Origin of the sequence: Vibrio sagamiensis NBRC 104589, assembly GCF_007990935.1 — a bacterium.
In the GTDB taxonomy this organism is placed as follows: domain Bacteria; phylum Pseudomonadota; class Gammaproteobacteria; order Enterobacterales; family Vibrionaceae; genus Vibrio; species Vibrio sagamiensis.
Map to the genome: position 1 here is coordinate 15,942 of NZ_BJXJ01000042.1, position 14,090 is coordinate 30,031.

A 14,090-nucleotide genomic window follows, 5' to 3' on the forward strand; every position below is an offset into this window, starting at 1 on the left:
GCTCTGAAACTAACTGAGCGAAATTACTCAGCCAGCTTAGATTTGATATATTGTAGTGCTTGTTCTACCACTTCATCGATATTCATCGACGTTGAATCAAGCACAAGCGCATCCTCAGCAGGGCGTAATGGTGCCACTGGGCGGTTACGATCTCGATCGTCACGCTCTTGGATCTCGCTCAAAAGGTCATCAAATTTAACATCTAACCCTTTATCTTGCAACTGTTTCAAGCGCCTATTAGCACGCTCTTCTGCACTTGCATCTAAAAAGATTTTTGCTACGGCATTTGGAAAAACAACTGTGCCCATGTCACGGCCATCAGCAACTAGCCCTGGCATTGTTTCAAAAGCACGCTGACGACGCAATAACGCTTCTCGCACGCGAGGAAAAGCGGCAACTTTAGAGGCAGCATTCCCCGTTTCTTCTTTACGTAATTCAGCAGAAACGTTTTCGCCTTCCAATATCACCTTAACTAAGTCGCCTTCAGCGATAAATTGTACATCCAGATGAATCGCTAATGGAACAAGTGCCTCTTCAGACTCTGTATCCACACCATGATGAATTGCAGCCAGAGCCAAAACCCTGTAAATCGCACCAGAATCTAGAAGTTGAAAACCTAGCTCCTTTGCTAGCAACATACATAAAGTGCCTTTCCCTGCACCACTTGGCCCATCAACAGTTACCACCGGAGTTTTAGAGGACATGCTTATCTCCATCTATGAGTTTTACTCGTACAACTAACGTTGTTTTGCGAAGGGCATATTATAAAGGTAATCAACAAAAAAGGCGAGGTTTCTCATCTCGCCTTTTTGTTGATGCTGACTTATATAAAGCTGATTTTATACAATAGGTTTTTGCCCACGTTCAGCAATCTTGAGTATCACATTATCAACGACTTTACCGGCAACGCCTGCCAGTTTATCTGTAATTTTTTTCTTCTGTACATATTGAATAGCAAGAACCGTTTTCTCTTTACACGCTGAAGTGATCAAGTCATCAGAAGTACTTATTTCATCAACTAAGCCCAAAGATTGTGCTTGAGTACCAAACCAGTGTTCGCCCGTTGCTACTTTTTCAAGCTCCAAATTTGGACGATGGTCACGAATGAATTGCTTGAAAAGTTCGTGTGTTTCTTCCAGTTCTTGCTTGAACTTGTCACGAGCTTTATCTGTATTCTCCCCAAACATCGTTAACGTGCGCTTATATTCTCCAGCGGTAATTTGTTCATAATCGACATCATGCTTTTTCAGTAATTTATTAAAATTAGGGATCTGAGCAATAACACCAATGGAGCCAACAATCGCGAAAGGTGCAGAAACAATTTTATCTGCCACGCAAGCCATCATATATCCACCACTTGCAGCAACTTTATCGACCGAAATAGTTAAAATAAGCCCTGCTGATTTAATTCGATCCAGTTGAGATGAAGCTAACCCATAACCGTGAACCATGCCGCCACCAGATTCCAAACGAAGTAAAACTTCATCCCCCTCTTGAGCTACTGCTAAAATTGCCGTTACTTCTTCTCGCAATGATGCAACTTCTTTGGCATCAATGCTGCCATTGAAGCTCAAAACAAAAAGGTGGGGCTCACGTTTTGCACCAAGTTCACCCTCTTTGGATTCTTTTTTTACCTCTTTTTCTCGTGCTTTATTTTTCTCTTTTTCTTCTTTTTTAGCTGCTTTATCACGAGCTTTTAGAAAAGCTTCATCGTGAAGATAATGTTCTAGCTGCTCTACTGTTTGTTTATGACGCTCAGAAAGGTCAGTAATTTCTAATTCTCCTTTCATCGCCCCAGATTTACCACTTAATGATTTAACAATAACAAGTATTACGATTATTGCTGCGGCAACAGTGACAATTTTGGCCAAAAATAGACCATATTCTAATAAAAACTCCAATTCGAGCTCCTCTATCTCATACCAGATTTACCCTTATGATATCCCTTTAGCAAAACCATAAACAAAAAAGCCAAAATTTATAAATCTATGCCTTTATTTAAAACAGCACAGTTTTGCATTGCCATTGATATCAAAAGTGACTCTGGAATTGGTATAACACATCAATTGCTGTATTGTAACTAACTTACTATGATAACCAAGGTTTTCCATCACGAAACTTGCGCGGTAAGCGCCTAAAGTTGGAACTTTTTACGATAAATAAGGATTCATCAACGTGAACTACTCCACTTCTGCAGACGCATTAAGCGGTAAAGTCATCTTAGTAACAGGAGCAGGAAACGGTATTGGCCGTCAAGCAGCTCTATCTTATGCCGAGCATGGCGCTACCGTTATTCTATTAGGACGAAATGTTAAAAACCTTGAGTCCATCTACGATGAGATCGATTCTTTGAGCTACCCAAAGCCTGCGATCGTACCGCTCGATTTAAAAGGGGCAAGCAAGCAACATTACTTAGATATGGCCGATACTATTGAAGGTCAATTTGGCCAGCTCGATGGTCTCTTGCATAATGCAGGTGTGCTCAGCTCATTGTGTCCTTTTGAGCAAATCAACGAAGAAGATTATGACGACATTATGCAAATCAATGTCAAGTCAGAAGTATTGATGACTCAGGCGTTATTACCTTTACTGCGTCAATCTCAAGCGGGTCGCATTATTTTCACGTCTTCGACGGTTGGTCATTCCGGTCGTGCTTTTTGGGGTCCATACGCAATCTCTAAATTTGCAGTTGAAGGTATGATGCAGGTGTTAGCAGATGAGTTGAGCGATACGCCAATCAGGGTCAATGCGATTAATCCTGGTGGGACACGTACACGAATGAGAGAGAAAGCCTATCCAGGCGAAGACGCAAATACACTAAAAACACCTAAGGATATCATGCCTTTATATTTAAAATTAATGGATCCAAAGGTAACCGAGATAAACGGCCAATGCATTGATGCTCAGCCCAAGCGCTAGTTAAACAAAAAACAATATACCCAAATACCTTTGAGGTGCTTGGGTGTACACCCAAGTAATCTCACGATATTTTGGCATAATAACTATACAACGCTTAGTTTAAGCTTTTAAGTCATTCGTTTGTAAAACCTGACGCAAACGCTCTTGAGCCACTTCTACCAACAGATCTGGTTGAAATTTGGAAATAAAACGATCACAACCCACTTTGTCGACCATTGCTTGGTTAAAACGACCACTTAATGAAGTATTAAGAGTGATAAATAGTAGAGACATACGAGGATCGCTACGAACCTCATGAGTCAACTTATAACCATCCATTGCAGGCATTTCCGCATCTGTAATCATCATGAGAAGCTCTTTGTCAACCTCTATCCCCTCATCACACCAACGTTTTAATAACGTTAATGCTTCTAAACCATCACAACATTGAATGATTTCTAACCCTAATTGAGAAAGTGTATCTCGTACTTGATGACGCGCGGTAGCTGAGTCATCAACAATAAGAATTTTTCGACCTACCATGGCTTTGGATAAATCATGATCCAAAACATCGGCTGAAATCGTCACATCATAATCAATTATCTCTGCCAACACTTTTTCAACATCAATAATTTCAACTATTTGAGACTGTTGCTGTTCTTTGATTTGAGTGATTGCAGTAAGATAATGAGCACGCCCGGCTGTTGAGGGTGGGGGCTGAATCTCTGTCCACGCAGTATTAATGATGTTACGCACCGGTCCGACTAAAAAACCTTGCACTGAGCGGTTGTACTCAGTAATAATCAAATTTTCTTCTACGGCGTCTCCCCTTAGAGGAGGGAAACCAATCGCACTACGTAAATCAATAACAGGCACGGTTTTACCGCGTAGTGACGCCACTCCACGGATATTATGGTGACAACCAGGCAACTTTGTCATTGGTGGCAGCTTAATGACTTCTTTGACTTTAAAAACATTAATTGCAAACAACTGTCGGCTGTTCAAGGTAAACAGTAACAACTCTAGACGGTTTTCACCAACGAGGTTCGTTCGCTGATTAACACTATTTAAGACCCTAGACATAGTACTACCTAAATAATATGTTTCATTATAGAAAATTTTAAAGAAAGGTTTTTAAGACAGCAATAATTATACCAAGTGGTGCTTAACAATAAAATCCAGTAAATTACGCGGCGCCGCAACCACTTGTCATTAAGGAACTACTGAGAACCCCTGTCCTTAAATGCCTACCCTTCGACTACCTTCATCAATAATTGCCCATCATAAAGTGCTTGCTTAATTAATGCAGCACCAGGCATGGTTGCTTGTTTATAAAAACGCGATTCAACTAGTTCAAGATCTTGATGATAGACTGGCAAACATTGTGTTTCTATACAATGGCGGATCGCTGGATATAATACATCCTTAGCTTGATTAATCACACCACCAATTAGCACCTTTTCGGGGTTGAACAAATTGATCACAATTGCAATTGCAGACCCCAAGTAACGCCCAAGCTTTTCAATCACATCTACCGCTAGAGGATCTCCCTTAGATGCCGCATCACATATGCTTTCAATGCTCATCTCCTCTTGTTCAACCAAACAAGAATACTCTCCATCAGAAATACGCCTAACCACTTCTTTCCGAATTGCTTCAGAGCTAGCCACCGTTTCAAGACAACCAATATTTCCACAGTGACAACGTTGTCCATTTGGATCAATTTGAATATGGCCCAGCTCTCCAATATTGCCATGACGACCTTGAAGTACTCTTCCATCAAGGATGATCCCCGCCCCTAAGCCATGGTGGATCGACATTAAAATTGAATTATCATTGTCTTTTGAATGGCCAAATAACTTCTCAGCTAAAGCCCAGGTTCGTGTGTCATTAGCAATAAAAACAGGCAACCCAGTTGCTTTATAAATTTCAGGACCTAAGGGTAAATTCTCGACATTATAATGGGGCATTTGCAACACAACACCTTGCTCAGAATTGACCAAACCGGGCAGGGTAATAGCGATACTGGTAACACGATCAAGTTGATCGGAATAAGTTTGGAAAAATTCATCGATCTCATGTAAAAGTCGAGCTAATACATCTTCCTGCTCACGCTCATGAATGTCAATCTTGGTGTCTATTAGAACATCACCACCAAGTTCATGCAGTGCAATACTTAAGTATCCTCTCCCTAGACGCATTGACAAAAATTGCCATCCAATATGATTGACTTGTAGCCCTACAGCCGGACGACCTCGACTGATGGCTTCCTGAACCGTCGTCTCATGAATTAAATGAGCTTCTATCAGTTCACGAGTAATTTTTGTAATACTCGCAGGCGCTAGTTGACTTTCTTTGGATAAATCTATTCGGGATATCGGACCTTTTAAGTCAATTAATTTGTATACACGACCAGCATTGACCTGTTTGATATGATCAATATGGCCCGGTTGAGCCATGTACATCTTACACTCCAACATTCTAAAACTCGGTAATTTTTTTACTTTGTGAAGTAATTGTGAAGCAACTTAATGAATCCCCGTGACAAACATCACGTATCAACATGGCTATTTGTGTATTCAATCAAATAACCAAAAATCTTTTACGTTAGAATTATTTACTGGTGTTAATACTCAATTATTTTCAAGTAGTATAATCAATAAGCAATATTTTTGGGGCTTAGCTGTTTTTAAACATTTCGGAGAAGTTATGACTGCACTACTTAGAAGAACAAAAATTGTCACGACATTGGGACCATCAACAGATAAAGGAAACACCCTTGAAGAAGTCATCAACGCTGGAGCGAATGTAGTAAGAATGAACTTCTCCCATGGCACCCGAGAAGACCATATAAATAGAGCAAATCAGGTTCGTGCAATTGCAAAAAAGTTGGGACGTCAAGTTGCAATTTTGGGTGATTTACAAGGCCCTAAAATAAGAATTTCTACCTTTAAAGATGGTAAGGTTCATTTGAATGTAGGCGATAAATTTACGTTAGACAGTGATCTTCCTGCAGGTCAAGGTAATCAACACGCGGTAGGTTTAGACTATACAGCTTTACCTCAAGATGTCGCCCCTGGTGATATACTCTTACTCGATGATGGTCGCGTGCAATTAAAAGTTACAGGAGTAAAGGGTAACCAAGTTCTGACTCATGTTACCATTGGTGGGCCACTTTCTAATAATAAAGGGATAAATAAGAAAGGAGGCGGATTGTCTGCCAACGCTTTAACTGAAAAAGATAAAGCTGATATTGCCACTGCCGCTGAAATTAAAGTCGATTATCTAGCCATTTCATTTCCCCGTAATAGCCAAGATATGAACTTTGCAAGAGAGCTAGCAAAACAAGCTGGCTTAGATGCAAAATTAGTTGCAAAAGTCGAACGGGCTGAAACCGTTGCCAGTAATGAATCAATCGATGATATCATTCTTGCATCTGATGTCGTCATGGTTGCTCGAGGCGATTTAGGGGTTGAAATCGGTGATCCTGAATTAATAGCAGTTCAAAAAAAACTAATAAGGCGAGCTAGGAGTCTCAACCGAGTTGTGATTACCGCAACACAAATGATGGAATCTATGATGACTTCACCTATGCCAACTCGCGCTGAAGTCATGGATGTTGCTAATGCAGTGCTTGATGGAACTGACGCCGTCATGCTATCAGGAGAAACTGCAGCAGGGCAATACCCTGTAGAAACAGTGACCTCAATGGCTGAGGTTTGCTTGGGAGCAGAGAAAATGTCTGAAGCGAGTCTCTCAACTTATCGTTTGGAACAAACATTCTCTAACGCTGAAGAGACCATTGCAATGTCAACTATGTATGCAGCAAATCATATGAAAGGTGTAAAAGCGATGATAGCATTAACAGAGTCTGGGCGAACTGCGCTCATGATGTCGCGCCTCAGTTCGGGCCTACCTATTTTTGCTCTATCACGTAATGAATCCACTTTAAATCGTGCAGCACTATATCGCGGAGTCACCCCCGTTTATTTCGACTCAAAAGGTGAAGCCGGCCTAACGACTGCAAATCGAGCAATCTTAAGTTTAAAAGAGCAAGGGTTACTCGATGATGACGACTTAGTCATTATAACCCAAGGCGATATTATGGAAACGATCGGTTCCACTAACTGTATGAGAATATTATCCGCATAAATAGTTGAGCCAAAGTGCTAAAATTACCGCCCCAAGTAGACTTGGGGTGATGTAAGAAGCTATTCAGATAGATAAAATAAAAAGCAAGAGCTGACTTGTTCCCACCTTTTCTCAGACTTATTGTGAATGCGAAGAGCGAGAAATAAGCCTTGGGTGATCAAACAGACCTCCACTCACTAAAACCACATTTGCACTAAAATACTCAATTGACATCGGAGGATGCTGCCTATTTTTTAAACTCATAATCGTTTCAGATATGTCAAAGAAATGACGCTGGTAAAAATCATTATTATGCAATTCGTTAATATTACGAACACTAATGTCATAAGAGCAAAACTCAAACTTATTGTTAACTTGATCGGTAATGTTTGCTTCAAAAGTCACTAACATCGCATTATCACTAGCAGGTTCACTATATTCGACAACACTGAATTTACTGTTATGGAACTCTATCGTGCTCAATGATATCAATTTTAACTTATTGGCGTTGCTCTCAAACACCTTAAAATTATACATATTCTTTAACGGAAGTTGAGCTTTGTCAGATTCACTTAAAAAATATAAGGTAATAGATAGTAAAAAACTGAGAATAACCACTATATGTTGCTTATAGAAATGGTGAGAGAATTTCCTTGATTTTTTCAACTTCCGTTCCCCTAGGTAATATATAATTATTAGAATATAAAATGCCAACTGATTTCTTTAGGGAATATGAGAAATAGACTTTGTCATTATGTACTTGATAAAAAACAACCATATCCTGATTTAGTGTAATGAGTAACTTACTTAAATAAACAGGTATAGGGTTAGCTTGGTTCGTGATTAGAGTCACGGATGCGTTATTACCACTGGTTAGGTGGCTTTTTCGATATTTAGGAGATACAAAGCCATCGTTGAAATAATCATCCTCATAAAACACATCATACTTAAGAGCTTTCTCATATACTAAATAGCTGCTAAAAATAAGATTAGATAAGATCAAGGTCAAACAAAATAGCGAGCTTTTACTCCAAAATGCACCAGATGCTTGTTTCTGCTCATCAAACTTATCATCACTAGTTAAAAGTGCGACTTGGTTATCTAAAAAGACATTTAATGATGTGTTTATACTGTAACCTAGACCGCGATGAGCCTTAATTTCCACCGCTGCTTCAACTTCAGATAAAGCCTTGCGCAATAATGAAATACTTCTTTTAATTGATCCTTCAGTAACAACTTTATTTTTCCATACCTCACTGAATATCTCATCTTTAGTCACCATTTCACCATGGTTTCTCAGTAGCAGTAGTGCAAGATTGAGCTCGTTAGCTTGTAAACTCGTCTTTTTATCTCGGTAGGAAACAGAACTTTCGCCAATATCAAATTTCACATCCACAAAAGATACCTTAATATCAAAACAATTCCATTTTTATCAACCAATCATACCTTCACAAATTAAAGCGAGCAAATAAAAATGTAATTTATCATCACAACTATTTCATTATGTGTAAAAAGCAAACAATGGTACTAAAAAAACAACTTAATAAGATATCGTACCATTTAAAAGCAAAGTTCAACCTCAAAAACAATCCCCCTCCCCCAATGTAAACAATTATTTTTCTTGAACTATTTTTGATTTTAAAATTAACCTTAAATAAATTCACCAATGAAGCTCGCTATTTAATCATTCTTTATACTTGATTGTATAAAGTACAAATAATCAGCAAAGTAAATAGTACTTAAAACCACAAGTTTATTAATGTTTAGTTATAAAAAAATAACCCCCCATTTATAGTGGTGATAATATATAAAAGTAGTTTTTGATAAGAAAAATATTTAAATGAATAGTAGAACCAATAAACAGTCAGATAAAATAAATGTTAAAGTAGTCAAACTTAATTAATATCCTTGATAAGATTTTTCAAAAATATTAAATCAATGTAAATTACATCACTTTGTATCGTGGTTATTTTTTGCAGGTAGTTCACTATGGTAACTATGAGCGACAAGACGACCGCTGGATTGTTTAAAAGTTAAACCAGAGTTACCTATGTTGGTTCTTCTTTGCCTGACAATTAGCTCTTCTAAACTTTTTGCCAACGAGATTTTTTTATGGATATTTTCAAAAAAACAAGAGAAAGACATAGTGCTTGTACCACAGTAAGATCCCATAAGACCTTAACCGCAAATGATTAACAAAGTGTTATAACTTAAATAACTTAAATATAAAGTGATCAGCGATATAACGTGAGCGATAGGCAACCACTAAATAGAAGTAGTTGCCATAGAATTGATAGACGTTAACGACTCATGATGGCATTAACTTGTGAACAAATATCCTTGTTCATGGAGTGGTCCCAATTTTTAGCATCGGAGAAATATCCATCTGCTGAATAGATTGTCATATTATCCTTATCCATTGAGTAAGATTGGAATGTTCCCGCTTTTAGCCAATTCGACATCAAAATATCCTTTGTTACATGATCTTGCACAGAGAATGTCGCTGGGCCTGAAACCGCATTGACTTCATTACCAAAGATGAATGATAGTTCTGCACCATGACATGACGTTTCTGATGGCAGACATGTTTTAGAGAAGCTTTTTACGTAGTAATCTGGCCATAAAGAAAAATCAGGTTGGTAATTAAACTGATAAAGTGATGAGTTCGTACCATTTGCTGCTAAGTTTTTAGCCACGTTTTGAGATGAACACATAAATAGAACTTGATTCATCAACTTACGAGCATTGGCTTTACGTTTAGTCGCGTTGCTTCCCCAAGCTGATAAATAAAACTCAGGGATATTCCGTAATTGCTTACCTTTATCACTACCAAAGAATAAATCGACCAGCTGATTGTAGCTACCCGGTAGATTTAACAAGGCATCAAAAGGAGCAACAAAGATGTTTGATTCATCTTTGTTAAAGCCAAGTGTCACATCAACTCCTTTGACTTTTTTCAGGTTGCTTGGTTGATACGGCACCGTATCTCCATCAACATAAGGAGCCCAAGACAATAAGCCAGAAGTTTTTGGCTTAATATTGGTGAGGTTACTCATTTGAGTCAACGCAGCCTTCATCTGCGTTTGAACTTCGATGATTTCTTCTACTGGTACCGTTTGTATGTTTTTTGCACTGCCAAGTTTTGATTTCACTTGCTCTGCAAGCCATTTGGCCGATTCTGCATCTTTATATTTCACTCCATATGGGTTACTTTCCATGATTACACGCTGATATAAATCCGCATTTTGTTGGTCATCCATCAATTGAATACCAATTGACATTGCACCTGCACTCTCACCAAATAAGGTAATATTCTTTGAATCACCACCAAAGTTTTCGATATTATTGTGAATCCATTTAAGTGCTGCTTTCTGGTCTTGTATACCATAATTCCCAGAATGGTCTTCACTGTATAAACTGCCTAAAATACCTAATCGATAGTTCAAACTGACAAGGATAAATGGGTTATTTTCGTCTGCATTTTTAGCAACAATATTATTACCATCAAATTGCTTAACTGAACTCGAACCTAGTTCAAATGCTCCACCGTGAATAAACACATAAACAGGTAATTTGGAACCTTGAGGGCTAGCAGCAGGACGCCAAACATTCACATTCAAACAATCTTCACTTTGTATTTCTTGCACAACACCATTGGCAGCCATGGTATGTGGTACTTGTGGACAAATAGCTCCTGTTGAAGTTACAGCATATTCGTTACCAGCCTCATAGCGATAGATTTGTGGCGCTTTGAATCGCTCTGCCGTCGCGTATTTAATTCCCAAAAAAGATTCAACTGGAGAAGAGTAATTCTCAGTTTGTGTTTCAAGCCCCATCAGAACCGCACCATTAATTTCAACCATAGGTGAGCTTGATAAATATTCAGAGTCCACGTTTGGAGCATGAGTTCCAGCATGTACCGAAGACATGCATGCTAAGCAGCTTAGCCATAGTGTATTGATAGAAAAGTTTTTCATTTTTTAATCTTTGTTTTATTTGACACCCCAGTAGAAAGCTATCAAAAGTAAGCTAACTACAATTTTCAACCAAATTTGTATTAAATGTGGTGAGGATAATATGCAAGAGAACACCTGATAAAAAAAGAAAATAACTGTTATTTTATAATTACCGACATTTATTGATGTAGATGATAAGAAAGATTATTTTTATATAAACTAATAAGAGATCTATAGGAATTTTATGACACACAGATTCTGCTGATTACCTTAAAATTCATATATCTATTACACATGATGAGCTACGTTAAAGTGATATAAAAAATCATTTTTTGACTCTAACATACACCAAAAAAATGCAACTCATTGAATATGAAGGGATTATAAATCAACATCAAGAAATTGTCATTAAGTCATTATTCGCTAAGGTTTATTTACTAACGATACTGTGTGCTTATATATTTCATTTTTTCATATTATTTACAACTTCATCCTTTATTACGATAAAAGTATTCCAGTCATTAGATAAAATATACCCAAATTACAGTACGAACATCGAGTATAGAATGATAGCCTGATTGGTTTTATAGAGATTATTTTTGTATTTATAATAAAAATGACAATGTTTATCTCAATTTACACATACATATACGTTGTCATTTCAGCGTTAACTTATAGTAAACGAATCCGCGTCTAGTGATTCAAAGATGACTAGCCCTCTCAAAAGATTAAAGAAAAAAGAGTAAAGGTTACCCTTTACTCTTTTTTTACTTTATTTATTTACTTATTCAGGAATAGCAGTAAATGCGTTATACCCTTTTTTGTATTCATTAAAGTTTTTATTGTTTCCATACCAAGCTTGACATCTATGTTCGTTGGCTGGTAGCGAAAAGAAACTGTTGTGTGGGTTAATTTCCGGTCTAAAGCGATAGACTTGCTCCAAGCCACTCCAGCCTTGCATGGTTCGAGTGTCAATTTGCTTAGATTCGCCAGCACGGATCAACGCCCAACGACCACTGTAGTTGATGTATACATAGGCATCATGTTTACTTCGGTTGTCTGCAGAAAGCTCTACTGTACTGTGTTGTAGGAGATTGCCCCACGTTTTACAATGCATAGTTAAGTCCACAGGAACAGTTACAGGCTTATCAGCTTCAGTTTGCATTCCAAAGCGTGAAACGAACATATGTTGATTAATCGAGCCTTTATCGCCATTCTTCGGATAAACGATCAAGTCACCCCATTGACTGCCACCAGCACCACCACCGCTATAGTCAAAAATACGACCATTTTGTAATGAAGCAATTGTCATTTCTGATGTGTTGCCAGAGGTCAGAATCGATTCTTCTAAGTGCTTGTCTGCTTGTGCGATGAAAGAGAACAACTGAGAAACACCGTAATCAATGTTACACTTTTGGCTAGTAACATTGTAATTGCTCACAGTTAAACACTGAGTATCGTCGGTTGCCGGACGAATTTGGAACACATTAGTTGGGTGTGCAATTGCACCAAGTGCAGCAGGCACAAACTTGAATAGCAGGTTTGCATCCGTATCTTGGTTCACTGATTCTGATACATCACAGTCCTGGAACACATATTTCCCACCAGTATTCGTCAAACAACGTGGCTTACCGTTGCTAGCAAAGTTAATAATACGCTTACCTCGGTCACCGATGGCAATATTAAAGCGTTGCGATTTGACTTTATCGACACCATGGACACGGTAATGGGCAACTAAATCTAACGGTAATACTACGTTAGCAAAACGAGGAAAGTATTCATCATATTGGCTGCCTAAGTTAGCAATGGCATCAGTGATACCATCATTAAGCGTGGCAACGTCAAAATAGAACTGCCCATCTTCAGAGAACTCAACCGAGTTAGCTAAAATAGTGCCATTAATTGTCTGCTCGACTAGCTTTAACCCTTGCTCAATTACGCTTGGTAGCTCAGGCACGTAAACCTTAACAAACTCCACTAACGGGTATTGTGCAGACCATTTAACACTTTCTAGGCCAGAAATCTGAGTATGATCCAAGGTATCTAATGTCAATTGAATCCCTGTATTGCTGATCTCTCGGTTACCATTACGGCTTCCTTTATTTGTAACTTTAGTTACAGCGCCATTAATATAAGCATTCTCATACACGACATTATTTGTTTCATCAGCATCCTTCACAACAATCTGAGTCGTGTCGGTGTTGTACGTCACTACTGTAGAAACATTATTTAGGCTAAACGTCTGCTTACCGGTAGTTTGAAGATCAAATTCAACATCGGTCGTTACATGACCACCTTTTAACGTTTTGCTTTGATTACCGGCTTTGACGATTTGTCGGTTGTCATCATCTTGCCATACATTGAGGCCAGTTAGTTTTACATCGCTACCATTGGCAATAAAATCACACGCCTTTGGAGTACTTTGTGTCAGCACACAAGTACTGTCTGGATTATTAGAATCGACAATACGCATTGGTGATGTACTTAAGTAAGCGCCTTGGCCGGTCATTGTCGTTAAGCCTTGTGGGTCAACAAAAGTGATCGGGGCTTCACTATTATTAAGCTGATAACCGAGTGTTACACTGTAAAACGCAGCTGAATCCCAACCAGCTGAAGGGATAATCTGGCCTGTTATGGAGTTGTGACCATTGCTAATGTTTTGACTTTGACCTGCCAGTGTCACCCACTCAGCTGTGGTATTGTCTTCACCAGTACCAACGGTCTTTTGTAATAGCACTCGAATAGGTTGATCTGCAAAGCTGCTGGCATTACCTTTTACTAAGTCAAAATCTAGCGTTACGTTAATTGCCGTTTGTGTCGCTAGCCAAACTTTGCCTTCTCGAATCAGTTTTTCACCTTTTGTCGGTTCAAAGCTGGCGGTCGCGTTTTCTATTTCAGGTGCATCAGGGATTAAATCGTCAATGGTCATATCCCCACCCCAACCAGCACGCCAGCCTTCGGTATTGATTCTAACTCTTAGACCACTAGCATGAAAACCACTGTTAGGTAGAATACATGACCATTGGCTATTGCCTAAGCTTGAACATTCCGATAAATGCTCATCAGCCCCATATATCTTTACAGCACTTGGCGCCATCTCATCCC

At 38.6% G+C, this 14,090-nt stretch carries 10 protein-coding genes; 2 read left to right on the forward strand and 8 right to left on the reverse strand.

The genetic code is table 11. The annotated features are described in order from the left end of the window. Positions 1-23: 23 nt before the first annotated feature. Positions 24-704: a (d)CMP kinase gene (gene cmk, locus VSA01S_RS16485; RefSeq protein ID WP_039981254.1), complete on the reverse strand. Its 681-nt coding sequence runs from the start codon at positions 702-704 to the stop codon at positions 24-26. Between the two features lie 135 nt (positions 705-839). Further along, positions 840-1,901 carry a protease SohB gene (sohB, locus tag VSA01S_RS16490; protein WP_039981253.1) on the reverse strand — a complete coding sequence of 354 codons (1,062 nt, stop codon included), beginning with the start codon at positions 1,899-1,901 and terminating at the stop codon, positions 840-842. A 274-nt stretch (positions 1,902-2,175) separates the two neighbouring features. Here sohB and VSA01S_RS16495 point away from each other — a divergent pair, with 274 nt between their 5' ends. After that, entirely contained in the window at positions 2,176-2,919 is a 744-nt protein-coding gene (locus VSA01S_RS16495) for a YciK family oxidoreductase (protein ID WP_039981251.1), read from the forward strand. Positions 2,920-3,018: 99 nt separating this feature from the next. Here the strand turns inward: VSA01S_RS16495 and VSA01S_RS16500 are convergent, their stop codons facing one another. Then, on the reverse strand, positions 3,019-3,981 hold the full coding sequence (locus VSA01S_RS16500; RefSeq protein ID WP_039981249.1) for a chemotaxis protein CheV: 963 nt from the start codon (positions 3,979-3,981) through the stop codon (positions 3,019-3,021). A 164-nt stretch (positions 3,982-4,145) separates the two neighbouring features. Then, the gene (gene mlc / locus VSA01S_RS16505) at positions 4,146-5,363 is read right to left on the reverse strand and encodes a sugar metabolism global transcriptional regulator Mlc (protein WP_039981248.1); all 1,218 of its coding nucleotides are present in this window, start codon (positions 5,361-5,363) and stop codon (positions 4,146-4,148) included. 244 nt (positions 5,364-5,607) lie between these two features. On the opposite strand from mlc, the gene pyk reads away from it, so the two are divergent. After that, positions 5,608-7,050 (forward strand): pyruvate kinase, encoded by a 1,443-nt coding sequence (gene pyk, locus VSA01S_RS16510; protein ID WP_039981289.1) that lies wholly within the window; start codon positions 5,608-5,610, stop codon positions 7,048-7,050. Between the two features lie 117 nt (positions 7,051-7,167). Here pyk and VSA01S_RS16515 read toward each other — a convergent pair whose 3' ends face one another. The 4 genes from VSA01S_RS16515 to VSA01S_RS16535 all read right to left on the reverse strand — a co-directional run. Then, positions 7,168-7,566, reverse strand: coding sequence for a hypothetical protein (locus tag VSA01S_RS16515; RefSeq protein WP_147052729.1), 399 nt, complete (start codon positions 7,564-7,566; stop codon positions 7,168-7,170). Positions 7,567-7,657: 91 nt separating this feature from the next. After that, positions 7,658-8,425 (reverse strand): winged helix-turn-helix domain-containing protein, encoded by a 768-nt coding sequence (locus tag VSA01S_RS16520; protein ID WP_039981244.1) that lies wholly within the window; start codon positions 8,423-8,425, stop codon positions 7,658-7,660. Between the two features lie 904 nt (positions 8,426-9,329). After that, on the reverse strand, positions 9,330-11,006 hold the full coding sequence (locus tag VSA01S_RS16530; RefSeq protein ID WP_227739619.1) for a carboxylesterase family protein: 1,677 nt from the start codon (positions 11,004-11,006) through the stop codon (positions 9,330-9,332). A gap of 763 nt (positions 11,007-11,769) precedes the next feature. Further along, a partial coding sequence (locus VSA01S_RS16535) for a hypothetical protein (protein WP_147052731.1) occupies positions 11,770-14,090 on the reverse strand: 2,321 nt, incomplete at its 5' end.